Raw genomic sequence first — 26,583 nt, forward strand, 5'->3', positions numbered from 1 at the left:
CCCTCGCCGCCACGGCGTGGCTGCGCGCGGCGTGCCCCTGCCGAAGTCCTCTCGACGGGGCCACGCCACCTGCCGCGTCCTGAACCTCACGGCTCACGTCCGGCGACCGACCCACCTCCTCGTGGTGCTCGTGGTGCTCGCGGCTCTCGTGCACGGTCGGGCCCTCTCGCGGGCAGGACTCACGTCCAGTTGTTGTCACGCATGCCTTTCACCCCCTCGTCGGGTGTTCGCCGGGCTTCGGTTCAGCAGGTCCAGTTGTTGTCGCGCACCCGGCGCTCCTCTCGGCTGGTCGGGGTCGTCTCGGTCGGGGGCGTCTCGGTTGCCGGGCGGGGTTCAGCGGGTCCAGTTGTTGTCACGCACGTGCTTCTCCTCTCGGGCTCGTCGGGGTCGCCTGCGGGGATCAGCGGGTCCAGTTGTTGTCGCGCACCTGGCGCTCCTCTCGGCTCGTCGGGGTTGTCGGGGTTGTCGGGGTTGTCGGACGGGGATCAGCGGGTCCAGTTGTTGTCGCGCACGCGCGTCTCCTCTCCACTCGTCACGGACGTTGACCACTTGCCTCAGCGGGTCCAGTTGTTGTCACGCACCGGCGTCTCCTCTCCGTTCGTCGTGTTCGTTGGTCTGACCTCAGGACCTCAGCGGGCCCAGTTGTTGTCACGCATCGCCGAAACCTCCTTCCCTGCCAGTGCTTCGCCGGGCTCGTCGGTCACCAGTTGTTGTCACGCACGGCTCTACCCCCTTTCACCTCGGCTGTTCAGCGGACTTCGGCCGTCACCAGTTGTTGTCCCGCACCGCCGGACCTCCTTTCCACGTAGCGGTTCGCCAACAGTTCGGACTCACCAGTTGTTGTCCTGCACCGTGGACACCTCCTCCCGCAGAACGCACCGAAAACACCGGAACTCTCGACCTCAGGTCGAGCTCAACGGTCCAGACCACTCAGGCGGAGACCGTCCAGTTGTTGTCGCGCACCGTCGTCACCTCCTCGCCAGGGCCGCGCCGACCGGCGGTTTCACAGAACCCGCCGATCACCGATCGTGGTTGTCGCACGTCAGTGGCTTCAGTGGCCGGAGGCCGCGGATTCCCAGGTACGCCAAGGAATCGCGGCGGGCCATCACTACGCTCAGTGGTCACCTCCCCTCTGCGCGGGCCGGGCGCTGGGCTGTCCGGGCGAAATTCCCCGGCCAGGTCCCAGAGTCCGGACCACGGGCGGCACACGGCGCGCCTCGTCGTTTACGGTAGAAGCCAACCGGGTGAGGTGAAGAGTGCGCGGACGAGCAAACCGGTCTGCCGGATGGTTCACGGGCTGGCGCCTTTGGCGGTTGCCCTCTTATGTCCGCATTTATGTGCTCCTCGTCAACTTCCTGGCGATCCTGGCGTCGGTGAGCACCGCGTGGCTGGTGCCGGTGCACCAGCAGGACCTGATCCGCTTCGGCGTGCTGGCCGTGTGCGCGGCAGCCGCCATCGAGGCCACGCGCCACATCGAGCGCCAGCGCGAGTACAACCGCGCGCCCACGGTCGCGTACGTCGACACCAAGGCCGTGTGGAGCATCGCGGCCGTGGTGGCGCTGCCGGCCGTCCTGGCCACGGCGATGGTCGTGTTCACCTACGCGATGGCGTGGTGGCGCGTCTGGCCACGCGAACGGCCTGTGCTCCCCCACCGCTGGATCTTCTCCGCCGCGACCGTGCTGTGCGGCACGCAGGCGGCGGTCGCCGTGCTCGCGCTGGGCATGCACCACTACCCCGGCGTGCCGGCCGCGGGCTTCCTGCCCGGCCTCACCGACCTGGTCGTCATCATCTTCGCGGCCGCCCTGCGCTGGGCCATCAACACGGCGCTGGTGATGGTGGCCATCGCGCTCTCGAGCCCGCCGCGCTCGCTGTCGGACCTGTTCTCCGGCTTCGGCGACCAGCTGCTGGAAGCCGGCGCGATCGGCCTGGGCCTGGTCACCGCCGCGCTGCTCCTGCTGGCCAACCCGCTGGTGCTCACCGGCGTGGTCGTGGCGCTGGTGGCGCTGCACCGTGGCCTGCTGCTCGCGCAGTTCCAGCGCGACGCGCGCACCGACGTGACCACCGGCCTGGCCACCAAGCGCTGGTGGCGCACGCTGGCCGAGCAGTACCTCGAGCGCGCCCGCACCGGCAACGGCACCGTCGGCGTGCTCCTGCTCGACCTCGACCACTTCAAGGCCATCAACGACACCTACGGCCACCCGACGGGCGACGTCGTGCTGCGCGAGATCGCCATCGCGCTGCGCAGCGAGGTGCGCGACCAGGACATCTGCGGCCGCTGGGGCGGCGAGGAGTTCGCGATCGTGCTGCCCAACGTGCCGACGATGGAGCAACTCGGCCAGCTCGCCGACCGCATCCGCCGGCGCATCCCGCAGGTCGTCGTGCCGCTGCCCGAGCGCGACACGGTCATCAGCGACCTGACCGTGTCGATCGGCTGCGCGCTCTACCCGGCCGAGCACCTCACCGGCGTCGACGACGTACTGGTCGCCACCGACACCGCCCTCTACCGGGCGAAGCAGGCGGGCCGCAACCGCGTGGAGCTCGCCACACACTGAAGGACGTTCCGGACAACCCCGCCTTCTCGTTCCGACTTCGTCTCTCCCTCGTGCCACGATGGACGCTGAGGGCCGCGCCGAGGCCCGCGAGGAGGTCCGAGTGCCCGACTGGGATGGCCGTGGACTGCCGCCGGTCGCGCGGGCGCGCGTCGACCGGTTCGCTTCGTCCGGCCTGCGCACCTCGCTGCTGAGCGTCCCCGGCGCGGTCGGCGCGGAAGTCGCCGGATTCACCCCCGTGGGGGAGGTCATGGGGTGCGTCGTGGAGCGCCTCGGCTGGACCTCCGGCTTCGGCATCACACCCAACCAGCAGGCCGCCATCTACGCCGACGCGCTCCGTCAGGGCTACCGCGTCGCGCTGGACCGGCTGCGACTGGAGGCCGAGGCGATCGGCGCCGACGGCGTTCTCGGCATCACCACGTCGGTCACTCGGCTCGACGAGACCATGCAGGAGTTCGTCGCGCTCGGCTCCGCGGTGCGCGCGGAGACGCCGCAACGGCCCGGGCGCGTGTTCACCACCGAACTGCCGGGCCAGGACGTCGGCAAGCTGATGCAGGCCGGCTGGGTGCCCGCGGCCGTCGCGATCGGCATCTCGGCGCACACCACGTTCGACTACAACATGCAGTACCAGACCACGATGTGGGCCGGGAACGTCGAGGTCGACGCCCACACCCGGCTCGTCACCGAGGTACGGGCCGACGCGCGCAGCCAGTTCCGCAAAACCGTGCAGACCGCCGGCGCCGACGGGGCGATCGTCTCGCGGATGTCGCTCGACACGTGGCAGCTGGGCGAGGTGGCCGTGGCGGGTGTGGCGAGCGTGTTCGGCACCGCCATCGCCCGATTCCACGTCGGCAGGTCCGCGCCCACGTCCGCGCTCACCATCCTGCCGCTGAACCGAGTTTGAAGGAGGCCCTGTGACGACCACGGACCCCGCCGCGCAGCACATCCCCGAGGATGCGATGCGCCGGCTCGCCGAGATGCGGCCGGGGCAGGCAACGAGCCTGTTCACGTCCGACTTGAGCGTGAACGAGTTCCTGCTCGTGCGCGAGGCCGGCTTCCGCCCGCTGGGCCTGGTGCTCGGATCGAGCATCTACCACGTCGGGTTCCAGATGGGGCGCTGGAGCAAGAACCAGGAGATGGACCGCCTGTCGGCCGCGATGTACCACGCGCGCGAGCTCGCGATGACGCGCATGGAGACCGAGGCCGACCTGCTGGGTGCCGACGGGATCGTGGCCGTACGCCTGGAGATCGAGTTCAAGGAGTTCGGCAGCGACCTGGCGGAGTTCGTCGCCGTGGGCACCGCGGTGAAGGCCGACGAGCCCGGCGAGTGGCGCAACAACACCGGCAAGCCGTTCACGTCCGACCTGTCCGGCCAGGACTTCTGGACGCTCGTGCAAGCCGGTTACGCGCCGCTGGGCATGGTGATGGGGACGTGCGTCTACCACATCGCGCACCAGCGGTTCCGCCAAGCGATGAGCAATATCGGGCAGAACGTGGAGATCCCGCAGTACACCGAGGCCCTCTACGACGCGCGTGAGCTGGCGATGTCGCGCATGCAGGCCGAGGCCGAGCAGCTGAAGGCCGAAGGCATCGTGGGGGTGCAACTGCTGTCACTGCCGCATCGATGGGGCGGGCACACAACGGAGTTCTTCGCCATCGGCACCGCCGTGAAGCCGCTGCGCCCCGACCACCGCATCACCAAGCCGCAGCTCGTGCTGCCCCTCACCGACTGATGTCCGGGTCAGAGCTCGGCCCGGCCGGCGAGTTCCACCTCCTGGTGGCCGCCCTGCGCGGCGATCGCGCCGACGTCGAGTCCTACACCCGCGTGCTGTCCGAGACACTCGGCGACGCCCTCCCGCCGGGCATGGTCGAGGTCGACCGGCGGCGCAGCTTCGCCGACCGCGTGGCCGGGCGCCTCGGGCAGCCGGTGGAGGTGCGCGTGTCGACGCCGCACCAGCTGCTCGTGCTCACGGCCGGCCGGTCCGGCGGGGTCACGGGCGAGATTCGCCAGGTGGTGCGCGGGGTTGTGATCAGCCGCCGGGACACCGACGTCGAGGAGTGGGTGACGGTGCTCGCCGAGGAGCTGCAGGCCCTGGCTTCTCGGGACGCGAAGGCGCGCGAAGCGTTGTCGCGGTTCCTCGGTAGCTGACTCCGGCGTGGTTGAACCGCCGAACCTTGACCGGCCCTGTTTGCCCGATTAGAACTCGGGGATGGACTGGACACTCGAGGTCGTCATCGTTCCCGTGTCCGATGTGGACCGCGCGAAGGCGTTCTACGCCGAGCAGTGCGGCTTCCACGTCGACCACGACACCGTGGTGGGGCCCGGCGCCCGCGTCGTGCAGCTGACCCCGCAGGGCTCCGGGTGCTCGATCGTCGTCGGCGAGGGCGTGGTGCCCCCGATGCCACCCGGGTCGCTCAAGGGCCTGCAGCTCGTGGTCGCCGACCTACCGCGCGCCCGCGAGACGCTGCTCGCGGGCGACGTCGACGTCAGCGAGATCCAGCTCCTCGGGCCCGACCCGGCCACGGGCCGGCCCGAGGACCTCGACAACATCGGCTTCTTTCACTTCTCCGACCCGGATGGCAACGCCTGGGCCGTGCAGCAGATCTCGGCGCGTGGCAAGAGCTAATCCACGAGTGCGCCACAACTGATGTTGGCCGTCGCGGCGGTCATGGTGCGGGCGCGGTCGGAGGCCACGAACGCGGCGACCGCGCCGACGTCCGCGAGCGTCGCGGGTCGGCCGAGCATGGTGCCCTTCGCGATTCCTTCCGTGACCGCCTCGGTGTGCGCGAAATCCGCGGGGAGCGATTCGGGCACGCCACCGGTCCGCAGGGTGACGGTGCGGACGCCGCAGCCGCCCAGCTCCGCGGCGAGTTGCCGGCGCATGGTTTCGAGCGCGGCGAACGCCACCTGCAGGCCGCCGACCGGGTGGCTGCGCACCGGGTCTCCGTCGCCGCCGAAGACGAGCACGACGCCGCCACCTTGGCGTTTCATGTGGCGGCCCGCCGCGCGCATGGTGAGAAACGTCGTGCGCACGGCGGTGACCACGGGTTGTTGGTAGTCGGCCAAGGACATTTCCAGCAGCGGGGTGCCCTGCACGTCGCCGTGGGTGATGACGTTGACCGAGATGTCGAGGCTGCCTCCCGCGGCGACCACGGCGTCGGCGTGCTCGTCGACGGCCCGCTCGTCCAGGGCATCGAGCTCCTCGACGTCGGCGCGCCCGCCCGCCGCGCGAATCTCATCGGCGACCTTGTCGAGTTTCGCGCGGGTGCGGCCGGTGAGGAAGACGCGTGCGCCCTCCTCGGCGAACGCCCGCGCGATGGCGCCGCCGATCGCTCCGCCACCGCCGTAGACCACTGCGTTCTTTCCTTCGAGCAGCATGGGCTCTCCGTTCGTCGGGTTTCCGCTTCCACCCGTGCGTCGAACGAGGTGCTCAGGAATCGACAGGATCTCCGACGACGAGCACGATCCGGCGCCCGTGCAGCTCACCACGTTCCATTCGCCCGTGCGCGTCGGCTGCTTCGGCGAGCGGCACCCGCTCCACCGCCCGCGGACGCAGGCCACCGGCGGCGAGCCGCTCGTTCAGCGCCTCCGCCGCATTGGCCAATTCGACGGCCGTCGCCCGGGAGATGACGAACCCGACCACGGACTGGTCGTTCAGGTACAGCTCGCCGGCGGGCAGCACCGGCCGGGTGCGCGGCCCCGCGAGCAGCACGATCCGGCCGCGGAACGCCAGGTGCGCCACGGCGGTTTCGAGGTCGTTGGTGCCGGAGGTGTCCACGTAGAGGTCGATGCCGTCCGGCAGCTCGGTCTTGCGGTAGTCCAGCGCCAGATCGGCGCCGCGAGTCACGCAGTGGTCCAGATCCGCCGCCGACGCCGTGGCCACCACGTGCGCACCCGCCGCGGCGGCGAGCTCGATCAACGCGGTCCCGACGTTGCCGCCACCGCCGACGACCAGCACGGTCTGCCCGGCACGCAGCCCACCGTGTGTGAACAACGCCAGGTACGCCGTGGCCGCGGGGTGCACCACGGCGACGGCGTCGAACGGATCCACTCCGGCGGGCAGGCGGTACAACCGATCCGCCGCGACGGCAACGCGTTCGGCCGCCGCACCCTGTCGTCCGCCGTGCCCGAGACTGTTACCCCACACCGTTTCCCCGGCCACAAAGCCGTTCGCCGAGCCCACGACGTGGCCGACGAAATCCCGGCTCAGCACGAGCGGCCACGGTCCCGGCACCGGCCACATCCCGTTGCGCACGAACGTGTCCACGGGGTTCACAGTGCTCGCGACGACCTCGACGAGCACCTCACCGAGCGCCGGCACGGGATCGGGGAGGTCGCCGAAGCGGATCTCCTCGACCGGGCCGGGCTTCTCGACGAACGCAGCCTTCACTCAGGCGAAGCTACCAGCGGTGAGGATCGCGTGGCCGTGCCGTTCTTTGGCTTCGAGGTACCGCGACGTGTGCTCACCGGGGTGATCGACGATCAACTTCTCCCGCTTCACCACGATTCCCGCGGCTTTCAATGCGGCGACCTTGGCCGGGTTGTTCGTCAGCAGGCTCACGCGCTCCAACTGCAGCACATTCAACAACCGTGCCGCGACCGAGGACGGCGGTGTCCGCGCACGGTCCGCGAGACCGCCGGCGGACACCGCACGCCCCGCGACTCGAGAACCGGGCCGCGGGTTTTCTCCGTCTTACGGCCGGACGGCACCCATCGGGTTCGGGATCGGCAGCCCACCCGCGTCGACGACTGCGCGGCTGAGGGGTACGGCCAGCTCCAGCACGCGGTCCACGGCGTCCGGGCCGAGCGCGTCGAGCGGGTCCGCGGCCAGGCGGTCGGTCATCTCCTCGACGTCGTGGCGGACGGCGGCGCCGCTCGCCGTGAGCCGGCCGGCGGAGTCGAGCAGGCCACGGGAAAGCAGGCGGGCCGTCGAGTCGTCCCATTCCTCATCGGTCCAGCCGCGGGCGCGCTGGACGATCTCGCGCGTCGTGGCGCCGGCGGCGATGTGGGTGAGGCTCGCGTCAAGGCCGGACAGCCCGGCGGAGACGCCGGCGAGCACGTGGCCGTCGCCGCGGTGTTCCCGCAGGGCGCAGGTGGCGAGCCAGAGGCGGGCGAGCGAACGGTCGGGACGCATCGCCGACGCCCACGCGGCGGCGAGCGGACGGCCGTCGAAGCGGCAACCGGCGACGGCGCGTTCGAGCAGCCCGGTCAGTTCGTCGAGTTCGGCGCCCGGTGGCAGCAACCGCGTCAAAGCGGCTTCCACGGCGAGAATCCGGGTCTGCAGCACGTCTTCCGGCTTCGCGAACGTCCACGCGTCGGGCAGAGCGCGCGCGACCATCCCGGGCGCGAAGCCGTAGAACATCGACGTGACCGGCCCCGGACCGATCGGGCCCAGCGGCGCCGCGCGGCCCGCGAAGTACCCCATCCACCAGCCGCGCAGACCCACTTCCTTCGCCGCCGCAGCGGGCTCGGACGCGAAGTAGACCACGGCGTGCAGCGGCTCCAGCGCGACCCAGAACCGCCTGGCCAGGCTCGAATTCGGCTCCATGACCGTCAGCGTACGCACGAAGAAGGCCCCTCCACCGGTCGAGTGGAGAGGCCTTCCGTAGCGCGGTTTATCAGGCGAGCTCGAGCCCGTAGGACTGCAGCTCGAGGGTGAGCGGGTAGAAGTAGCTGGTCACGGTGTCGCCGCCGGACAGCGTGCCGAGGCCCTTCGAGCCGTCGTACGCCGGGCCGCCCGAGTCACCGTGGTCGGTGTGCGCGGTGGTGCCGAACTCGTGGTTGAGCACGCCCACGTCGAAGTTCACGGACTCGTCGACCGAGGTGACCTCGCCGCTGCCGCCACCGGTGGTCTGGCCCTGCTTCTGGATCTGCTCGCCGACGGTCGGCGTGCCGGCGCTGCTGATGGTCTGGCCGGTGTTGATGGCGCCGTCACCCGAGCCGTTCGGGCGCGTCAGCAGACCGGAGTCCGCACCGGGGCAGTCGCTCTCCACCACGCGGGCGCCGGAGACGTCGCCGCCCGACCAGGTGCCGCCCTCGTTGGTGCAGTGGCCGGCCGTGAGCATCATCGGCTCGCCGCCACGGGTGACGTTGAAGCCGAGGGAGCACGTGAACTGGCCGTTGTTGATCGAGTCGCCGTCGGCGATGTAGGTCGACAGCTTGCCGGCGCGGTGCTCGATGCGGGCGGAGTCGCCCAGCTTCGCGGCGGCCGCGGTGACCTTGTCGACGGTGGCCTTCGAGGCCGCGTCGTAGATCTTCACGACGACCTGGTTGTTCTTGGTGTCGATGCCCCACGCCGTCTGCGGCACGTTCTTCACGCCGTCGAGGGAGTTCTTGGCGTTGGTCAGCGCGGCGAAGCTGTGCTTCACCAGCTTCGTGGCGAAGCCGGCGGCCTCGGCCTTCTGCTGGGCAGCCGCGTCGGTGACGTTGACGATGGCCTTGCCGTTGTCGAGGTAGATGCCACCGCCCGACAGGCCGAGGCTGTCGACGACCTGCGTCGCCTGGGTGATGGCCTGGGTCTGCATCTGCGCGAAGGCGAGCGGGCTGGCCGAAGCCGCGCTCACGCAAAGGCCGGCCGTAAGCGCCGCCGCGGAGAACACGGTGAAGCCGGCGACGAACGTTTTCCGGGAAGTCATGGAATCTTCCTCCAGTTGAGCTGGACGGATCCTGCGCGAGCGGCTCGCGCAAACCACGGTGGGACTCCCCACACTTTTGTTTCCAGGCAACCAACGCACCACCGACGAAGGTTGGTTAATAACCAATTCATCCGGGCAAATCGGACTACCCGCACCCGTTCGGCTCAGGCCGCTACGCCGAACAGCCGTGCGACCGCACCGTTCACTGGGATGGGTTACCCGCCGGGCGCCACGGGGCAATCGCGGGGCGGGGCTTCCGGTTAAGGTCGGCGCGTGCCCGACACCGAGCTGAGCCACGCGTTCACCGTGGCCGCACCGCCCGCGGACGTCGTCGCCCACCTCGCGGAGCCTTCGAATTACGTCGGCTTGTCACCGCTGGTGGTGGAGGTGCGCGACGTCGCGCGGGAAGAGGGCTTGACGCGGTACACCGCGGTGGAGCGGTTCCGCTTCTTCGGCTTTCTGCGCCACGACAACCCGATCGTCGTCACGCTCCGCACCACCGGCACGGCGGCGGTCCACGGCGACGTGGTGTCGCCCGGCGGCGTGCGGATGGGTTACCGGTTCGACCTCGAGCCCGACGGCGGCGGCACGCGCGTCACCGACACGCTGCGGCTGCACACGCCGCCGGGCCTGCTTCGATTCGCCGCTTCACGGGCCCGCGCGGTACAACTCGCCCGCGCGGGCGTCCTCGCCGAGCGGCTCGGCTGAGTCCACAAAGGACTCACTGCGCCACGGAAGTGCCTTCCGGCCACTGGACGTGCTCTTCGTAGCCGGTATGCTTGCGCAGGAAAGCCGCGATGAACGGGCAAACCGGCACGATCACCCCGCCGTTGGCCACGACGTCGTCCAGCGCGTAGGTGGCCAGCGTGGTGCCGAGGCCGCGGCCACCGAAGGCCTTGTCGATCTCGGTGTGGGTGAACACCGTCTGGTTGTCGCGCAGGAGGTACTGCGTGAAGCCGGCCAGCTGGTCGTCCGCGTACACCTCGTAGCGGTGCTTCTCGTCGTTGCGGACCACGCGGGTCTCGTCGCTCATTCGTCGCTCCTCGAAGTCTGGGCATTCAGGTGAACGCCGGACAGCCTGCCGTACTTCCCCGGCGTGCGTTGATCTTCACCGAAGAATGACGCGGCGGCCCGGGAAACGACTCAGGCGTGATCCGGGCTGGGCCGCCCGGGCGACACGGTGCGAGCGATCGGGTGGAACGCCCGCGCGGACCTTCCGGGGCGACCGGCGCGTTTGGTTGATTCTCTGGGTCGGTGACCGCCACTGGGAAGGCCAGGACCGCGCTGTGCAGCCGTTCGCTCTGCCTGAGTTCTACATGCCCTACCCGGCCCGGCTGAACCCGCACCTCGACGGTGCACGGGAGCACAGCAAGGCGTGGGCGTACACGATGGACATGATCGACGTCCCCCAGCTCGGCACCGTGATCTGGGACGAACACGACTTCGACTCCCACGACTACGCGCTGCTCTGCTCCTATACCCACCCGGACGCGGGCGCGACGGAGCTCGACCTCATCACCGACTGGTACGTCTGGGTCTTCTACTTCGACGACCACTTCCTGGAGCTGTTCAAGCGCACCGGCGACATCGACAGCGCCCGCGCCTACCTCGACCGGATCGCCCTGTTCATGCCCGTCACGGGCGACATCACGGCAACCGCGGAGAACCCCGTCGAACGGGGGCTCGAGGACCTGTGGAACCGCACCGTCCCGCATCGTTCCGAGGGCTGGCGCCGCCGCTTCGTGGAAAGCACGCGCAACCTGCTGGACGAGTCGTTGTGGGAACTCGCCAACATCAACGAGGGCCGCGTCTCCAACCCCATCGAGTACATCGAAATGCGCCGCAAGGTCGGCGGCGCACCGTGGTCCGCGAACCTCATCGAGCACTCGGTCCACGCCGAAGTCCCCGACGCCATCGCCGCCTCCCGCCCCATGGAGGTCCTGCGCGACTGCTTCGCCGACGCCGTCCACCTCCGCAACGACTTGTTCTCCTACCAACGCGAGGTCGAAGACGAGGGCGAGCTTTCGAATGGCGTGCTCGTCTTCGAGAAGTTCCTCGGCTGCACCACCCAGGAAGCGGCCGACGCCGTCAACGACCTCCTCACGTCCCGGTTGCACCAGTTCGAACACACCGCCCTCACCGAAGTCCCCGCTCTGTTCGACGAACACGCCGTGGGCCTGCCCGGCCGCGCCGAGACCTTCGCCTACGTCAAAGGCCTCCAGGACTGGCAGTCCGGCGGCCACGAATGGCACCTGCGCTCCAGCCGCTACATGAATGAAGGCGCGCTCGACTCGCGCAGCGGCCCCGAGTTGCTGGGCGGCCCGACCGGCTTGGGCACCTCGGCTGCTCGCATCTTCTCTTCCTTGGTGAGCACCGCTCCCCAGCGTTTGCGGTCTTTCTCCCACCAGCCGCACGAGGCCGTGGGCCCGATCGTCCGGCCCGAGATCTACATGCCTTTCGAGCTCCGCCTGAGCCCGCACCTGGCTACTGCCCGCGACCGCCTGGCCGAGTGGTGCACCTCGATGGGCTTCCTCGACGGCGTGGTCTGGGACGAGCACAAGATGCGGGCCATGGACCTCCCCCTGTGCTCGGCCGGCATCCACCCGGACGCTTCCCCTGAGCAACTGGACCTCACCAGCGCCTGGCTGGCCTGGGGCACCTATGGGGACGACTACTACCCCGTGGCCTTCGGGGCTTCCCGCAACCTGGGCGCGGCGAAGGCGGCCACGGAGCGCTTCAAGCTCTTCATGCCACTCGAGGACGAGCCCACGCCGACCCCAGAGGGTTCACTGGAGACCGGCCTCGCCGACCTGTGGCTGCGGACGGCCGGCCCGATGAGCCTGGAGTCACGCCGCGCCTTCCGCAAGGCCGTCGTCGACATGTGCGAGAGCTGGCTCTGGGAACTCGCAAACCAGGCCGAGAACCGAATCCCTGATCCAATCGACTATGTCGAAATGCGGCGGAAGACTTTCGGCTCAGACCTCACGATGAGCCTGTCCCGGATCTCTCACGGGCGGTTGATACCGCCGGAGATCTACCGGACTCGAACCATCCAGGCCATCGAGCACTCGGCCATGGATTATGCCTGCCTGCTGAACGACGTGTTCTCGTACAAGAAGGAAATCCAGTACGAAGGCGAGCTTCACAACTCCGTGCTGGTGGTCCGCAACTTCCTCGACGTGGATGAGCAGACAGCCTTCGAGATCGTCAACGATTTGATGACCGCCCGAATGAAGGAATTCGAGCACGCTGTCGAGGTCGGTTTGCCGGGCCTGTTCTCGGACTTCTCCCTCGACGAGGACGTCCGAGCCGCACTGACGGCTTACACGGATGAGCTGAAGGACTGGATGGCGGGAATCCTGAACTGGCACGAAGGCTGCGCCAGGTACACGGAAGAGGAAATCCGCCGCCGCCCTGGCGTTTCGGAGGATGTTCCTGGCGCACTGGCCTTCTCAGCAGGCCCGACAGGGCTGGGGACGGGCTCACTGAGGATCTCCTCGATCCTCCCGGCCGCCAGGTAACCCACCCCAGGACAACCACCTACCGCTCAACCACCCACAGTCCGCCGGCCAAACCCATCTCCCCAACGGACAGCAGGTGCACCCAAACCCAACTTCTCCTCACTCCCATAGAAGAAAGTGCTTCGCCGGGGGCCGGCCGGGGAAAGGTTAGCCGGAGATACCGACGGCTCCGCAGGTAGTCGCGCCGTCCGACCGCATCCACCACGCACCCACGCACGAACCGCACCCAAGATCGACCCGATCAGGGTGCAACCCACCACTCCTCCGGGCGTTTTCGCCCTCATCAGGTGATACTCGAAGCGTGAGAGGCTTGAACCTGCACTTCCTCGGCCACGCGACGACGCGAGTAGAGCTCGGTGGGCGGGTGGTGCTGACGGACCCGGTGCTCACGAAGCGTGTGGGGCCGTTGACGCGAGTCGTCCCGCTGCCCGATTCGTCGGCTTGGGCCGGCGTGGACACGGTCCTCATCTCCCACCTGCACGGTGACCACCTGCACCTTCCCTCGCTCCGCCTGCTCAGCAAGGCGCGGATCGTCGTCCCCAGGGGCGCCGGCGCGTGGCTGAGGAAGCACGGGCTCCACAACGTCGAAGAAATCGCCCCCGGCGGAACCATCCAGGACGGCGACCTCCAGATCACCGCGACAGAAGCCGTCCACTCCGGCCACCGCTGGGGGCCGCGGCTCACCCACGGACCGCAGAGCCCCGCCCTCGGCCACCTGCTCGAAGCGGACGGCAGCAGGGTCTATTCGGCCGGAGACACCGACCTCTTCGAAGGCATGAAGCAACTCGGCCCCGTCGACGTCGCCCTGCTGCCCGTCTGGGGTTGGGGCCCGAACCTCGGCCCCGGGCATCTCACCCCCGAACGCGCCGCCGTGGCAGCGGGGTTGCTCAAAGCCACGGCGGTCGTCCCCGTCCATTGGGGGACGCTGGCCGTCCCCGGGATCCACCTGACGAAGCAGATGAAGAAGCTCCTCGTGGAACCGCCGGAAACCTTCGCCGAGCACGTGGTCGAAGCGGGCTTGCCGACGGATGTCCTGATCACCCGGCCCGGCGCCGAAGTGACCTTGCCCGCCCCCGAGGAACGGGCGTGAACTGGTCGGACCCGTCGGCGATCGGCTACCCGGCGCTGTTCGGTGGGGTCCTGCTGGGGTCGGTGATCCCGATCGTGCCGACGGGAGCGTTGGTGGGTGCGGCGGCGGCCGTCGCGACGACGACGGATCACCTGTCGCTGCCGCTGGTCATCCTGCTGGCGATCGCCGGCGCGTATCTCGGGGACGTGCTGACGTTCGCCGTGCCCAGGTTCGGGAGCGAACCGCTGCTGCGGTGGGTGGAGAAGCGCCAGCAGGCCGAACGGCTGGCCAAGGGGCGGGAGCAGTTCGCGCGCCGCGGCTGGCAGCTGGTCGTGATCGGAAGGCTCGTGCCGGCCGGTCGCATCCCGGTGCTGCTGGCCGCCGGCACGCTGGGGTACCCGTGGCGCAAGCTGCTGCCGGCGGGGCTCGTGGCCTGCGTGTTGTGGGCCGTTGCCTATTCTCTGCTCGGCATCGTGAGCGGCGGCATCTTCGATTCGCCGTTGATCGCCACGCTGCTGGCCACCGTGCTCGTGCTGCTGGTGACCGTGTTGTTGACGGTGATCAGCAAGCTGCGCGCGCGGGCAGCCGCACGGACTGGAGGACATCAGTGACGACACCCGCTCCGTCGAAGGGACGCCTGCTGGGCGGCGGCCGGGTCGTCGCCCGCGTGGTGCTGGTGTGGGCCGCGGTGACGGGCGCGTTGCGGCTGCTCGACATGTGGCTCGACGGGTTCGACATGCAGTCGTGGTGGCAGCCCACCGTGTGCGCGCTGATCCTCGGGCTGCTCACGTCTGTGGTGTGGCCGTGGGTGGTGCGGGTCGCGTGGCCGATCGCGTACTTCACGCTCGGCGTGGGCACATACCTGCTGCTGGGCGCGGCGACGTTGGCGATCCTGCAGGCCGTGCCGGGCGTCGAGCTGTCCGGGTTCGGGACGGCGGTGATCATCACGGTGGTGATGTCGGCCGTCGGCGCGCTGATCTCGAGCGTGCTCGCCGTGGACGAGGACGAGATCTTCTTCCGCCGGGCCGCACGTCGTCGGCGCAAGCACGCGCCCGGTGAGGATCTCGCCGAGGAGCCGCCCGGCGTCGTCTTCCTCCAGATCGACGGGCTGGGCTACGACACCGTGCGCCGCGCCGTGCGTGACGGGGACATGCCGACGTTCGCCGCGTGGCTGTCGGAAGGCACGCATTCGCTCACGCGCTGGCACACCGACTGGAGCTCGCAGACCGGCGCCAGCGTGTGCGGCATCCTGCACGGCTCCAACCACGACATCCTCGGGTTCCGCTGGTACGAGAAGGACCGTGACCACGTGATGGCGTGCGCGCACCCGAGCGACGCGGCCGAGATCGAGCGCCGCCACACCAACGGGCGCGGCCTGCTCGCGGGCGACGGCGCCAGCCACGGCAACCTGTTCTCCGGCGACGCCGAGCACGTGAGCCTCACCATGAGCTCCATCCCGGTCCTGGTGCCGCGCAAGGTCCGCGGCCCGCGGCACGACTCCGTCGGCGCCGGCTACCGCGCGTATTTCGCGAACCCGGTCAACGTCTTGCGGACGTTCGGCGTGGCCCTCATCGATGTCCTCCGCGAGCTGTCCGCGGCCGCCAAGCAGCGCCGCGCCGGGGTGGCGCCGCGGATCCCGCGCGGCGGCTTCTACCCGCTCGCGCGCCCGGGCACCACGGTGATCGCGCGGGACGTGGTCGTCTCCGCGATCATCGGCGACATGCTGGCGGGCCGGCCCGTGGTGTACGCGGACTTCCTCGGCTACGACGAGGTCGCGCACCACTCCGGCATCGAGCGCTTCGACACGCTGGAGGTGCTGCGCTCGATCGACCAGCAGTTCGCGCGGCTGCTGCGCACGAGCCGCATCGCGCCGCGGCGCTACCACATCGTCGGGCTGTCGGACCACGGCCAGACCCAGGGCCAGGCGTTCGTCGACCGCTTCGGCGAAACCATGGAAACCGTGGTCGGCCGCCTGTGCGGCGGCGCGCCCGTGGCCGAGCACGGCAAGCGCCGGCAGGCCGAGAGCTGGCAGGTCAACGCGGCGCTCGCCGAGGCGACCACCACCGGAGGCCTGATCGCGCGCCGGCTGCGCTCGCGCGTCGAGGACGCCGAGTGCGCCGAGAACCGGCCGCGCACCACGAGCGGCTCGCCCGGCGAGGTCACGCGCGTGGCGCCCGGCGTGGTCTGCGTGGTGTCCGGGCACCTGGCGATGGTGTCGTTCACCGAGCACGAGGGCCGCGTGAACCTGGAGACGATCGAGCGCGAGTACCCGGACCTGCTGCCGACGCTGGTCGACCACGACGGCGTCGGGTTCATGCTGGTGCACAGCTCGGAATTCGGTCCCGTCGTCCTCGGCCGTGACGGCTTGAAGCGCCTCGCGACGGGCGTCGTCGTCGGCGAGGACCCGCTGGCGGACTACGGCCCGTACGCCGACGAGCTGGTCAAACGCGTCGACACGTTTCCGCACTGCGCGGACATCATGATCAACAGCCGCTACGACCCGGAGTCGGACCAGTCGTCGCCCTTCGAGCGGCACGTCGGGTCCCACGGCGCCCTCGGCGGCCCGCAGCAGCGCGGCTTCATCCTGCACCCGCGTTCGTTCCCGGCGCCCGGCGAACCCGTCGGGGCGGAGGCGGTGCACCACGTGTTCCGCGACTGGCTGACGTTCCTGGGGCATGGCGTGCCCGCTTCGTCTGCTTCGGTTGCCGTTTCGGAGGTGGCTTCATGATCGTGTACGGCGCGAGCTGGTGCCCGGACGTCAAACGCAGCCGCGCGCTGCTCGACTCCCGCGGCGTGGCGTACGACTACGTGGACGTCGAGGCGGACCCCGCCGCCGAGACGCTGGTGCGCTCCCTCCAGCACGGCGCGCGCCGCATCCCAACCATCGTCTTCGCCGACGGCACCCACCTGGTGGAACCGTCGGACGACGAACTCGCGGCACGCCTGTGATCCTCCTGGACCTGCCACTGGGCACCCGCGTCGTGGTCCGCTACCGCATCGAGGGCGGCTTCACCGACGCCCTCGGCTACCTGCGCGACCGCGATTCTTCTTCGTGCACAGTGGAAACGAAGCGTGGCCTCGTGGTGGTGCCGTTGTCCGACGTGGTCGCGGCGAAGCCGGTGCCGCCCGCTCCGGAGCGCCGCCGTCCGAAATCGAGTGGCCCGCCACCCGCAGACCTGTGACGATCGGCGCGCTGCAACAAGCAATGGGACGTAGTCGCTCCCTCGCGGAGGCTTCTCGTCGCTCGATCCTTTCACGCAACCGAACAACGCCTGCCCGGCTCGGCGCGCCAACGTTTCGCGGTCCGGTGGTCGATCAGCTCTCCCGAGCGATAGCCGCCTCGATACCGTCCAAAAGGAGATCCAGACCCGACTCCAGGCTGAGCCGCGCCTCACGCTCGAGGTAAGGCTCATCCGACGCGACCGGTGACTGCTCCGAGCCCAACCGGCCCACCAACGGATACCGCGAAACCAAATCCGGCACCAGCTCCCCCAGCACCGCCGCCCGCGAGGACCACCAGTCCTCTTCGGACAGTCCCGTCTCGCGGGAGGCCTGGCGTGATTCGGCGGCGATCTGCACCGAGCCGCGGACCGTGTTCAGCAAGGCGCCGACGATCCACCGCACCCGCGCGGGAGGCAGGCCGGTCGCGAAGAGGACCCGCAGCACCAGCTGCTGCATCCGGAACTCCCCCGGCCCCAGCACCGGCCGGGCGTAGGAAACCTGCAGCAACCACGGGTGCCGCAGGTGGAAGTCCCAGAGCTCCCGCGCCAGAGCGACCACCGCGGGGCGCCAGCCGCCGGACAGGTCGTGGTCGTCGCGCAGCTCGGTCAGCGTCTGGTCGTACATGAGGTCGATGAGCTCGGTCTTGCCCGGCACGTACGTGTACAGCGCCATCGCCGTCCGGCCCAGGCGCTCGCCCACCGCCCGCATGGACAGCGCGCCCATTCCCGAGGCGTCGGCGATTTCCACGGCCGCCGTGACGATGGCGTCCACGCTCAGCCCGGGTTTGGGCCCCGGCCCGCCGCCCCGGGGCGCGACGTCCTTGCGCCACAGGAGCTCCATCGAGCGGCGGGCGTCCCCTTGCCCGGCGAAGACGACCACGAGGAACCCCCTGAACGGCGACTCCTTACAGCATAAAGCCCGGGTCAGAAGCCGAGCGCGGTGACCGTCAGCAGGTACCTGCCCTGCAGCAGCTCGCCGCGCATTTCCGGCGTGATGGCGCGCGACGTGTCGGTGTAGGTGCCCGGAGACGCGGTCTGCACGGCGTACACGAAGCTGCTCACGCTCGGGTCCACGACGAGGCTGATCGTCGGCGTCAACGTGGGCGAGAAGCGGTTCACAGCGCGCACGTAGGTGAAGACCGAGTGCACGACGGTGTCGGCCGCGGCCGAGTCGGTCGCGCAGCCCGTGGCGGGCGCGGCGGGCAGGTCGGCGGTGGCGTCGTTGAACGCCGTGGCCACCGGGTTCGCCGTGCCGTTCGGGTTGGAGCCCATCTCGGCGACGATGGCCTCGACGCGGGAGTCCAGCGTGGCCGCGACGTCACCGACCGCGGCGCACCGCAGCGGCGAAGGCGGGATCGGTGCGATGGACGCCGCGGCGGGCACGGCGCCCGCCGCGAGCAGGGCCGGCGCGGCGATCAGCACGGACACGAGACGGCGGAGCGACACGGCGGGTTTCCCTTCCCCGGCAACCAGGACGAGTCACCCTAGCCAGCACCGCGCCGACCACGACATTCCCCGGTCGGGCGTCACACCACCGTGTGGCGCCCGACCGGTTCCACAATGGACAGCAAGGAACGCGCTAGCCCGCCAGCTCGATCGCCAGCGCGGGACAGATCTGCGCCGCCTCGCGGACCTGGTCGTGCAGCTGTTCGGGCGGGTTGTCGTCCAGCAGCACGACGATGCCGTCGTCCTCGCGCTGGTCGAACACCTCCGGCGCCGCGAGCACGCACTGGCCCGCCCCGACGCACCGGTCCTGGTCGATGACCACCTTCATCTCAGCAAGTCCTTTCCGGAAGAGTCACCAGGTCACCGGCAGCGAGTGCACGCCGTAGACCAGCATGTCGTTCTTGAAGTCCAGTTCCGCCAACGGCGCCGCCAGCTGCAGCGTCGGGATCCGCCGGTAGAGCGTGCTGTAGACCACCTGCAGCTCGACGCGCGCGAGCGGCTGCCCGAGGCACTGGTGCACGCCGTAGCCGAACGCCACGTGGTGGCGGGCCTTGCGCGTCACGTCGAGCTTGTCCGGGTCGGGGAAGGCCTCGGCGTCGCGGTTGGCGGCGTCGGAAGCGGCGATGAGGCCGTCGCCCTTGCGGATCTGCCGGCCCGCGACCTCCATGTCCTCCAGCGCGACGCGCCGGCGTCCCGTGTGGACGATCGTGAGGTAGCGCAGCAGCTCCTCCACGGCGTTGGCGATCAGCGCCGCGTCGCCGTCGCGCACGAGATCGAGCTGCTCCGGGTGCTCCAGCAGCGCCACGGTGCCGAGCGCGATCATGTTGGCCGTGGTCTCGTGTCCGGCCACGAGCAGCAGCTGGCCCATCGCCGCGACGTCGTCGGCGGTCATGGTCCCGGCGGCCACCTGCTCGGTCGCGAGACGGCTCAGCACGTCGTCGCCCGGGTCCGTCAGCTTCTGCTCCACCAGCCGGCTCAGGTAGGCCAGCAGTTCCTCGACCGCGTCCAGCGACTGCTGCGGCGTGGCCTCCTGCGAGACCAGCACCTTGCTGAGGCGGTGGAACAGCGCGCGGTCTTCGTACGGCACGCCGAGCAGCTCGCAGATCACCAGCGACGGCAGGGGAAGCGCGAAGGCCTGCACGAGGTCCGCGGGCTTCGGGCCGGCCAGCATGTCGTCGATCAGCTCGTCGACGATCTTCTGGATGCGCGGGCGCAGGCGCTCCATCTTCTTGACCATGAAGTCGGCGGTCAGCATCCGGCGCTGGGAAGCGTGCTCGGGGTCGTCCATGCTGATGAACGCCTTGGCGCGCTTGCGCCGGGCCGCGACGCCCGGCGACTGCGGCGGGTAGCCCGGCAGGTCGGTGTCGGCGCTGACGCGCGAATCGCGGAGCAGCGCGCGGACGTCTTCGTAGCGCGTGAACAGCCAGGGCTCGCTGCCGTCCCAGATCCGGACGTGGGACACCGGCTCGTCGTGCAGCCGCCTCTCGAGCTCGGGCGGCGGGTCGAACGGGCAGCGCCCGCGCGACATCGGGTACTCGGGCTCACGGGCGTCGGACACGCCTTGCGACGAGGACGAGAGGACCTCCGTCATCGACAATCCCTCCTACGGAGAGTTACCAAACGATTGTTCGGATACTTACTGAACACATGTTAGGCAATCTGGTGGAGGGTTGGCCACCTCCGTGGACAAGATCACCGGGACGGCCGAGAGCGGTCGGGTGGAAACGGGAGAAAACGCCCGTGGCTCAGGCGAAAACGAGCGAAACGAGCTCGTCGACGAACGGCAGGACGGAGTCGGCGCCGCCCCGCACGGGCGAGTTGTGGAACAACGCGACGCGGCCGTGGGCGCCGACGAACGCGATCACGCCGGCCCGCTCGGCGGGCACTCTGAGCGAGAAGCCCGCCGCGTCGCACCGCGCGAAGCCGGTCGTGAGCAGTTCGATGAGGTCGGGCAACGGACCCTTCGGGTACGCGTCGGGCGTCGCGCGGGTGGCGCCGTTGGCCATCATCAGCCGGTGGTGGCCGGGGTTCTCCATGGCGAAGCGGCAGTACGCGTGGATCAGCGCGCGCACGCGGCCGACGACGTCCGCCGGGTCCTCGCTCGCCTCGGCCGCCTCCATCGCGGCGCGCAGCCGCGCGAACTCGTGGTCGAGCAAGCCCGCGACGAGCGCGGAGCGGTCCGTGAAGTGCTGGTAGATGCTCGCCGGCGCGATGCCGACCGCGCGGGCGACGCCGCGGATCGTCAGGCCGTCCTCACCGCCGAGCTCGGACAGCAGCCGGCTGGCCGCGTCGAGGATCTCCCCGCGCAGCCGGTCGCCCTCGCCCCACCTGTTCCGGGTGCGCCCGGCGCTGACCTCGGCTTCTTCCGGCACGTGCCCATTCTTACCGCTTGACCTGCCCGGGCGTCGGACGGGCCGCCTCGTTTCGTCGTCGACCCGTCATCTGTGGTTCACCCCGGCAGGCCGGACATCTCGATATTTTTTTCCTGGTGGACGAGCAGGAGTGGCTGGACGACTTCCAGCGGCGCGTGGACGACATGCGCGCGAAAAGCGTTGCGTTGCAAGAGAAGCTCACCGAGGCCGAAGGCAAGGCCCGCTCGTCGGACGGACTGGTCACGGTCACCGTCACCCCCAACGGCGCTCTGAAGAACCTGCACATCGACGACCGGGCGCTGCGTTCGTCCGGCGGGGCCCAGCTCACCGCCACCATCATGGAGACCTACGGCAAGGCCCAGCGACAGGTGTCGCGCGAGGTCGCCGACGCGCTCGAGCCACTGGCCGGCGGCACCGAGATGATGGACGTGGTCCGGTCCTTCCTGCCCGCGCCGGAGCCCGAGGAAGACGAGCCGCAGGACGCGCCGCGCCAGCCCGGTGAACCCGAGGCCGAGGACCGCACCCCGCCGCCGCCCGCGCCGCCGCGGATACCGCCCGCCGGTGGCGTGCCGTCGCAGCCGCCTCAGGTTCCGCCTCTGCCGCCGCGGATGCCGCCGCCGCCCATGCCGCCGGCTCCCCCCGTTCCGCCGGCTCCGCAGCCGGGGCCGCCCGCGCCGCCGCAGCCGCGGCCGGACCAGCAGCCGAGGCCGCAGTCGGGCCCGCACCGCCGCCGCATGGACGGCGACGACGACGAGATGCAGCCGTGGTGACGAGGGAGATGCGCTGATGGACGGGTACACCGTCGAACCCGACGTGCTGACGACGTACGCGAGTGGTCTGGACGATCGCGGCGGCAAGGTGACGGCCGCGGCCAACCGCATCCAAGAGGTCAACGGCGGCGACATCAACGCCTTCGGCGTGGTCGTCGGCCAGGTGCTGGGGATCCCGACGCGCATCGCGCTCGGTGTGCTGCACGACCAGGTCAACGGCGCCGCGAAGGCGATCACGGACCAGGCCAACAACACGCGCACGGCCTCGGACCAGTACCGCACCACGGAAACCAACCACGCGCAGACGATCACGACAGCGGGGACCCCGACGTGACCACGACGTTCGACCCGAACGCCAAGCCCGACTTCGGTGCCGGGGTGGTGATCACCGACTCCAACAAGTTCTCCGGCGCGGGTTTCCTCGACTCGTACTCGTTCCTCATCAAGAGCTGCGAAGACATGAAGACCGCCGACGACTCCGACAAGGCGGCGCTGGGCGTCTCGATCGGGCTCGGCGTGGTGGCTTCGGCTGTGGACACGGTGAAGTTCGCGCTCAACCCGCTGGGCAGCCTGATCTCCGCCGGGCTCGGCTGGCTGATCGAGCACGTGAGCTTCCTGCGTGAGCCGCTCGACATGCTGATGGGCGACCCGGACCAGATCCAGCTGCTGAGCCAGGAAGTGCACACGATCGCCGAGACCATCCGGCAGATCGGCGAGGACCAGAAGTCCTCTTTGGACGGCGACATCAAGGAGTGGCAGGGCAACGCCGGCGACACGTTCCGGCAGCGCATGCAGGAGCTCGCCGCCGACCTGGACAGCAAGGCCCACGGCACCGACATCGTGGCGTACCTGATCCAGACGAACATGGCCATCATCGCCGCCGTGCGGGGTCTGTTCCGCGACCTCATCACCACGGTGCTGGGCGACATGATCTCCACGATGCTGATCGCTTTGGCGGCGGCCATCCCGACTTTCGGCGCCTCGATCGTCGCGGGCGTCGGCTGGTGCGTCGCGCAGGCGACGCTCACCGCCACCTCGCTCGGCGCGAAGCTCGCCGCGGTCGTCGCGCAGGCCACCCGCTCGGCCGCGCGCATCGGCAACGTCGTCAAGGGCCTCAAGACCCGCCCGGGCGCGAGCGGCGCCGCCGGCAGCGGGGCCCACGCTGGTGACGACATCCCGCTGGGCCCGGTCCCCGGCCGCGGCGGCTCGGGTGGCGGCGCTGGGTCTTCCGGTGCGCACAGTGGTGATGATGCGGCTACTCCGCCGCCGGTGCCGCCGAAGGACGATGTGCCTCCGCCCGCGGGTGATTCGGGTTCTGGTTCGGGGTCTGGATCGGGCAGCGGCAGCGGCTCGGGCTCGGGCTCGGGTAGTGGTTCTGGCAGCGGTTCGGGCAGTGGATCCGGTTCGGGCAGCGGCTCTGGCAGCGGCACCCACGCCGGCGACGACGCCGCCACGCCTCCGCCCCCGGCCCACAGCGGCGACGACGCCGCGACCCCACCCCCGGCCTCGCACGCCGGCGACGACGTCCCGCCGCCGGTTCCCCCGAAGGACGACGTCCCCCCGCCCGCCGGTGGCAGTGGCTCCGGTTCTGGCAGCGGCTCCGGCAGCGGCACCCACGCCGGCGACGACGCTGCCACGCCTCCCCCGGCTTCACACGCCGGTGACGACGTCCCACCTCCGGTCCCGCCGAAGGACGACGTCCCCCCACCCGCAACCCACACCGACGACGCCGCCACACCCCCGCCGGCCTCCCACGCCGACGACGACGTCCCGCCGCCCGTGCCCCCGAAGGACGACGTCCCGCCCCCGGCAACCCACTCCGGCGACGACGCGGCCACCCCGCCACCCGCCTCCCACGCGGGCGACGACGCCGCGACACCTCCGCCGGCCTCACACACCGGTGACGATGTCCCGCCGCCGGTGCCGCCCAAGGACGACGTCCCCCCGCCGGCAACCCACACCGACGACGCGGCCACCCCGCCATCCGCCGGCCACGCAGGCGACGACGTCCCGCCGCCCGTCCCGCCGAAGGACGACGTCCCGCCACCGGCAACCCATTCGGGCGACGACGCCGCGACACCTCCGCCGGCCTCACACGCCGGTGATGACGTGCCGCCGCCCGTCCCGCCCAAGGACGACGCGCCCCCGCCGGGCACCCACTCCGGCGACGACGCCGCTACACCCCCGCCGAGCAGCCACGCGGGCGACGACGCGCCCCCGCCCGTCCCGCCCAAGGACGACGTTCCCCCGCCCGGCACCCACTCCGGTGACGACGCGGCTTCGACGGCCGGAACCCAGGGCAGCCACCACGGCGACGACGGCACGCCCCCGGGCAGCAGCCACCACGGTGACGACGGCACCCCGCCCGCCAGTCACCACGGCGACGACGCCCCCACACCCCCGGCCAACCAGCCGCCGAAGACCCCGTGGACGAAGGCGCACGAGGATTGGCTGAAGCAGCACCAGCCGGAGGCCTTCGCCAAGTACAAGTACCTCGAGAACCAGCTGAAGGCGAACCACCCGCAGGCCTTCTCGATCCTGAAGCAGTGGGTCGCCGACTCCGACAGCGCCAAGGAAATGTGGGCGTGGCCGGTCAAGGGCGGCCAGGAGATCATGAAGCAGATGCTCGACATCCAGAAAACAGCCGAAACCGGCTGGGCCAACGCCAACGCCGGCGACCAGCCCCCAGCAGACGGCGGCCACTAGCCCGCCACGAAAAACACCGCGCCCCTGGCAGCCCACAAGGCCGCCAGGGGCGCGGTGTTTTGCCCACACACCAACGGAAACAACCGAGCCTAGCTCGGCGCGCGCCCTCACCCCCACGGCAGACCAAAAACCGGCCCTGAACCAGCAGTGGATGCCCGCCGAAGCGAGCCGGAAGTCAGGAAACGAGCTGCGGGTACTGCCCAGCGATGTCGCCCGACAAGCTCGCGCGCACGGCGCGGCTGACGTCGTCCGCGACGATCTCGAAGTCGCCCTTTTCAAGGCCGTCCAGGGCCAACGCGGCGATCGACGCCGGGTCGGACTTGGGGTCCGTGACGTCCGCCGCCATGTCCGTGTCCATGTAGCCGACGTGCAGTGCCGACACCAGCGTGCCCTGGTCGTGCAGGGCCAGGCGCAGGCCGTTGGTCAGCTGCAGGCCCGCCGCTTTGCCCGCGGAGTACGCGTTGACATGCGGTGCGGTGAACCACGACAGCACCGAGAGGATGTTGAGGATCGCGCCGCCGCCGTTGCGGGCCAGCGTGGGAGCGAAGGCGCGCGCCATTTCCAGTGGGCCGAAGTAGTGCGTCTCCATCTCCAGCCGGACGTCTTCCCACGAACCGGAAAGGAACGACGCCCCCGTGGAGACGCCGGCGTTGTTGATCAGCAGCGTCACATCGCCGGCCGCTTCGGCGGCCGCGCGGATCGAAGCCGGGTCTGTGACGTCGACCGCAATCGGCACGACACCCGGCAGGTCGACCGATTCCGGACGGCGCACCGCGGCGTAGACCTTCGCCGCCCCGCGCTCCAGCAAGGCGGCGGCCAGCTCCCGGCCCAGCCCACGGTTCGCGCCCGTCACCAGCGCGACAGAACCCTTGATCTCCATCAAAACCACTCCCAACACATCTGACTTGTTATCTGCAAGCTAGCCGCCGACGACACTACGGGCTAAACTTGCTTCAAGCAAGCCAGCACGGGAGGAAACCATGGGTCGACGGTCAAGCTGGGAAGGCACGCCGTGCCCCATCGCCCGAGGCGCCGACGTGCTGGGCGAGCCGTGGACGCTGGTGATCCTGCGCGAGGCCCACGCGGGCACCACTCGCTTCGACGAGTTCCGCAGCAGCCTCGGCATCGCGGACAACGTGCTGTCCGCACGGCTCGCGCGAATGGTCGAGACCGGGCTGATGACCCGCGTCCCCTACCGCGACGGCGGCCGCACCCGCGACGAGTACCGCCTCACCCAGGCCGGCGCCGACACGCTGCCGGTGATCCACGCGCTGGGCGCGTGGGGCGACACCTACACCCACTCCCCAGCCCCGGGCGAGCCGATGCGGCTGGTCCACACCCCCTGCGGCGAGCTCACTCGCCCCGGCGAGAAGTGCGACCACTGCGGCGGCGACGTGAACCGGGCGGAACTGCGCCGGCTCGAGAAGGAGACGCACGACCAGGTGCCGCTGGCCGAACCCGTCGCCTGAGTCAACCCGTGGAAGGTGTTGGTAAATCACCACTTTCCGGACAGTACGAAAGTCGGGTCACAAACGGGGCTGAATTGCCTAGATTCGGTGCAGCGCGCGCAAATCAGGCAAAACTCCCCTCACCCACCCGAGGAGCTTTCCGATGTCGAGGAAGTTCTTGCTGTCCGGCGCCATCGCGCTGGCCGTCGCCGCCGCCCCGCTCGTCGCGGGCACGGCCACCGCCGCCACGGCCGCCACCGACCAGGCCGCGGCCGTCACCACGGTGTACTACAGCACCTCCGGCGCGCCGACGTTCCGCGCGGCGATCAACGCCGGCGCGGCCAACTGGAACCGCTCGGTCACCAACGTCAAGCTGGTCGAACGCTCTTCGGGCGCCTCGCTGCGCTACACCGAGGGCAACGACCCGCGCGGCTCCTACGCCCAGAGCGACGGCCACGGCACCGGCACCGTCTTCATCGACTACGCCCAGGCCCGCGAGTACGACAACACCCGCATCGCCGCCCATGAGACCGGCCACGTGCTCGGCCTGCCCGACCACTACTCCGGCCCGTGCTCCGAGCTGATGTCGGGCGGCGGCCCCGGCCCGTCGTGCACCAACGCCAACCCCAACGCGCAGGAACGTTCCCGCGTGAACTCCCTGTGGGCCAACGGTTTCCGCACGCTGGGCGCCGGCGGACCGCAGGAGCGCATCTACGAGACGCTGCCCGTCCTCACCCACTGACCCAAACACCCCAATGTGGCGTTCGGTGCGCTCCTGCGGTCCGCCGGCGCCCAGCGTGCGGAAACCGTTGGCCCACAGGGAGTTCACGCGGGAACGTTCCTGC

General features: G+C 70.2%; 29 protein-coding genes. 17 read left to right on the top strand and 12 right to left on the bottom strand.

All coding sequences use genetic code 11. From position 1 onward, the window contains the following. Positions 1 to 1,313 precede the first annotated feature (1,313 nt). The 5 genes from ABZU76_RS50030 (at position 1,314) to ABZU76_RS50050 (ending at position 5,176) form a co-directional block, all read left to right on the top strand. Positions 1,314 to 2,552, top strand: coding sequence for a GGDEF domain-containing protein (locus ABZU76_RS50030; protein WP_354885099.1), 1,239 nt, complete (start codon positions 1,314 to 1,316; stop codon positions 2,550 to 2,552). A 58-nt stretch (positions 2,553 to 2,610) separates the two neighbouring features. Further along, a complete protein-coding gene (locus tag ABZU76_RS50035) occupies positions 2,611 to 3,453 on the top strand; it encodes a heavy metal-binding domain-containing protein (RefSeq protein ID WP_354885102.1) in 843 nt (280 codons plus the stop codon). 10 nt (positions 3,454 to 3,463) lie between these two features. Further along, a complete protein-coding gene (locus ABZU76_RS50040) occupies positions 3,464 to 4,282 on the top strand; it encodes a heavy metal-binding domain-containing protein (protein WP_255638696.1) in 819 nt (272 codons plus the stop codon). Beyond that, positions 4,282 to 4,698 (top strand): hypothetical protein, encoded by a 417-nt coding sequence (locus tag ABZU76_RS50045; protein ID WP_354885106.1) that lies wholly within the window; start codon positions 4,282 to 4,284, stop codon positions 4,696 to 4,698. Before ABZU76_RS50040 ends, ABZU76_RS50045 begins: the two co-directional genes overlap by 1 nt. A gap of 61 nt (positions 4,699 to 4,759) precedes the next feature. Next, entirely contained in the window at positions 4,760 to 5,176 is a 417-nt protein-coding gene (locus ABZU76_RS50050) for a VOC family protein (RefSeq protein WP_354885109.1), read from the top strand. Here ABZU76_RS50050 and ABZU76_RS50055 read toward each other — a convergent pair. The 5 genes from ABZU76_RS50055 to ABZU76_RS50075 all read right to left on the bottom strand — a co-directional run bounded on the left by ABZU76_RS50055 (position 5,173) and on the right by ABZU76_RS50075 (position 9,185). Then, positions 5,173 to 5,928: an SDR family oxidoreductase gene (locus ABZU76_RS50055; protein ID WP_354885112.1), complete on the bottom strand. Its 756-nt coding sequence runs from the start codon at positions 5,926 to 5,928 to the stop codon at positions 5,173 to 5,175. The genes ABZU76_RS50050 and ABZU76_RS50055 overlap by 4 nt on opposite strands. 52 nt (positions 5,929 to 5,980) lie before the next feature. Continuing rightward, positions 5,981 to 6,940, bottom strand: a complete 960-nt coding sequence (locus ABZU76_RS50060; RefSeq protein WP_354885115.1) for a zinc-binding dehydrogenase — start codon at positions 6,938 to 6,940, stop codon at positions 5,981 to 5,983. Then, a complete protein-coding gene (locus ABZU76_RS50065) occupies positions 6,941 to 7,198 on the bottom strand; it encodes a hypothetical protein (RefSeq protein WP_354885118.1) in 258 nt (85 codons plus the stop codon). Between the two features lie 45 nt (positions 7,199 to 7,243). Continuing rightward, positions 7,244 to 8,098, bottom strand: a complete 855-nt coding sequence (locus tag ABZU76_RS50070) for a hypothetical protein (protein WP_354885121.1) — start codon at positions 8,096 to 8,098, stop codon at positions 7,244 to 7,246. A gap of 70 nt (positions 8,099 to 8,168) precedes the next feature. Next, positions 8,169 to 9,185, bottom strand: coding sequence for a S1 family peptidase (locus ABZU76_RS50075; protein ID WP_354885124.1), 1,017 nt, complete (start codon positions 9,183 to 9,185; stop codon positions 8,169 to 8,171). 273 nt (positions 9,186 to 9,458) lie between these two features. Here ABZU76_RS50075 and ABZU76_RS50080 point away from each other — a divergent pair, with 273 nt between their 5' ends. Continuing rightward, a complete protein-coding gene (locus ABZU76_RS50080) occupies positions 9,459 to 9,893 on the top strand; it encodes an SRPBCC family protein (protein WP_220246644.1) in 435 nt (144 codons plus the stop codon). A 13-nt stretch (positions 9,894 to 9,906) separates the two neighbouring features. Here the strand turns inward: ABZU76_RS50080 and ABZU76_RS50085 are convergent, their stop codons facing one another. After that, on the bottom strand, positions 9,907 to 10,218 hold the full coding sequence (locus ABZU76_RS50085) for a GNAT family N-acetyltransferase (RefSeq protein WP_354885129.1): 312 nt from the start codon (positions 10,216 to 10,218) through the stop codon (positions 9,907 to 9,909). Between the two features lie 253 nt (positions 10,219 to 10,471). Between ABZU76_RS50085 and ABZU76_RS50090 the strand changes: the two genes are divergently transcribed. From ABZU76_RS50090 to ABZU76_RS50115, 6 genes are all read left to right on the top strand, one after another. Continuing rightward, positions 10,472 to 12,706, top strand: coding sequence for a germacradienol/geosmin synthase (locus ABZU76_RS50090; RefSeq protein ID WP_354885132.1), 2,235 nt, complete (start codon positions 10,472 to 10,474; stop codon positions 12,704 to 12,706). Positions 12,707 to 13,007: 301 nt separating this feature from the next. Then, positions 13,008 to 13,796, top strand: coding sequence for an MBL fold metallo-hydrolase (locus tag ABZU76_RS50095; protein WP_354885135.1), 789 nt, complete (start codon positions 13,008 to 13,010; stop codon positions 13,794 to 13,796). Then, on the top strand, positions 13,793 to 14,386 hold the full coding sequence (locus ABZU76_RS50100) for a VTT domain-containing protein (RefSeq protein WP_354885138.1): 594 nt from the start codon (positions 13,793 to 13,795) through the stop codon (positions 14,384 to 14,386). The genes ABZU76_RS50095 and ABZU76_RS50100 overlap by 4 nt, the downstream gene beginning before the upstream one ends. Beyond that, complete coding sequence (locus ABZU76_RS50105) at positions 14,383 to 16,503, top strand: phage holin family protein (protein ID WP_354885141.1); 2,121 nt, start codon at positions 14,383 to 14,385, stop codon at positions 16,501 to 16,503. Before ABZU76_RS50100 ends, ABZU76_RS50105 begins: the two co-directional genes overlap by 4 nt. Further along, positions 16,500 to 16,724 carry a glutaredoxin domain-containing protein gene (locus ABZU76_RS50110; RefSeq protein WP_354885144.1) on the top strand — a complete coding sequence of 75 codons (225 nt, stop codon included), beginning with the start codon at positions 16,500 to 16,502 and terminating at the stop codon, positions 16,722 to 16,724. Before ABZU76_RS50105 ends, ABZU76_RS50110 begins: the two co-directional genes overlap by 4 nt. After that, positions 16,721 to 16,957, top strand: a complete 237-nt coding sequence (locus ABZU76_RS50115) for a ferrous iron transport protein A (RefSeq protein WP_354885147.1) — start codon at positions 16,721 to 16,723, stop codon at positions 16,955 to 16,957. The genes ABZU76_RS50110 and ABZU76_RS50115 overlap by 4 nt, the downstream gene beginning before the upstream one ends. Positions 16,958 to 17,090: 133 nt before the next feature. On the opposite strand, the gene ABZU76_RS50120 is transcribed toward ABZU76_RS50115, so the two are convergent. The 5 genes from ABZU76_RS50120 to ABZU76_RS50140 form a co-directional block, all read right to left on the bottom strand. After that, a complete protein-coding gene (locus tag ABZU76_RS50120) occupies positions 17,091 to 17,876 on the bottom strand; it encodes a TetR/AcrR family transcriptional regulator C-terminal domain-containing protein (RefSeq protein WP_354885150.1) in 786 nt (261 codons plus the stop codon). 44 nt (positions 17,877 to 17,920) lie between these two features. Next, positions 17,921 to 18,442, bottom strand: a complete 522-nt coding sequence (locus ABZU76_RS50125; RefSeq protein WP_354885153.1) for a hypothetical protein — start codon at positions 18,440 to 18,442, stop codon at positions 17,921 to 17,923. Between the two features lie 133 nt (positions 18,443 to 18,575). Continuing rightward, a complete protein-coding gene (locus ABZU76_RS50130; protein ID WP_220246635.1) occupies positions 18,576 to 18,770 on the bottom strand; it encodes a ferredoxin in 195 nt (64 codons plus the stop codon). Positions 18,771 to 18,794: 24 nt separating this feature from the next. After that, complete coding sequence (locus tag ABZU76_RS50135; protein ID WP_354885157.1) at positions 18,795 to 20,033, bottom strand: cytochrome P450; 1,239 nt, start codon at positions 20,031 to 20,033, stop codon at positions 18,795 to 18,797. Positions 20,034 to 20,187: 154 nt separating this feature from the next. Further along, on the bottom strand, positions 20,188 to 20,751 hold the full coding sequence (locus ABZU76_RS50140; protein WP_354885177.1) for a TetR/AcrR family transcriptional regulator: 564 nt from the start codon (positions 20,749 to 20,751) through the stop codon (positions 20,188 to 20,190). 179 nt (positions 20,752 to 20,930) lie between these two features. Between ABZU76_RS50140 and ABZU76_RS50145 the strand changes: the two genes are divergently transcribed. From ABZU76_RS50145 to ABZU76_RS50155, 3 genes are read left to right on the top strand one after another with little or no spacing between them, the layout of a single operon-like run. Further along, complete coding sequence (locus tag ABZU76_RS50145) at positions 20,931 to 21,584, top strand: YbaB/EbfC family nucleoid-associated protein (RefSeq protein ID WP_354885160.1); 654 nt, start codon at positions 20,931 to 20,933, stop codon at positions 21,582 to 21,584. 16 nt (positions 21,585 to 21,600) lie between these two features. Continuing rightward, positions 21,601 to 21,918 (top strand): hypothetical protein, encoded by a 318-nt coding sequence (locus tag ABZU76_RS50150; protein WP_354885163.1) that lies wholly within the window; start codon positions 21,601 to 21,603, stop codon positions 21,916 to 21,918. After that, positions 21,915 to 24,290: a hypothetical protein gene (locus tag ABZU76_RS50155; protein WP_354885166.1), complete on the top strand. Its 2,376-nt coding sequence runs from the start codon at positions 21,915 to 21,917 to the stop codon at positions 24,288 to 24,290. Before ABZU76_RS50150 ends, ABZU76_RS50155 begins: the two co-directional genes overlap by 4 nt. Positions 24,291 to 24,465: 175 nt before the next feature. Here ABZU76_RS50155 and ABZU76_RS50160 read toward each other — a convergent pair whose 3' ends face one another. Beyond that, positions 24,466 to 25,170, bottom strand: a complete 705-nt coding sequence (locus ABZU76_RS50160; protein ID WP_354885169.1) for an SDR family oxidoreductase — start codon at positions 25,168 to 25,170, stop codon at positions 24,466 to 24,468. Between the two features lie 100 nt (positions 25,171 to 25,270). Here ABZU76_RS50160 and ABZU76_RS50165 point away from each other — a divergent pair, with 100 nt between their 5' ends. Together ABZU76_RS50165 and ABZU76_RS50170 are read left to right on the top strand one after the other, a co-directional pair. Continuing rightward, complete coding sequence (locus ABZU76_RS50165) at positions 25,271 to 25,759, top strand: helix-turn-helix domain-containing protein (protein WP_354885171.1); 489 nt, start codon at positions 25,271 to 25,273, stop codon at positions 25,757 to 25,759. 142 nt (positions 25,760 to 25,901) lie between these two features. Further along, positions 25,902 to 26,480, top strand: coding sequence for a snapalysin family zinc-dependent metalloprotease (locus ABZU76_RS50170; RefSeq protein WP_354885174.1), 579 nt, complete (start codon positions 25,902 to 25,904; stop codon positions 26,478 to 26,480). Positions 26,481 to 26,583: the final 103 nt, after the last annotated feature.

It is taken from the genome of Amycolatopsis sp. NPDC005232, assembly GCF_040607795.1.
Lineage (GTDB): Bacteria > Actinomycetota > Actinomycetes > Mycobacteriales > Pseudonocardiaceae > Amycolatopsis.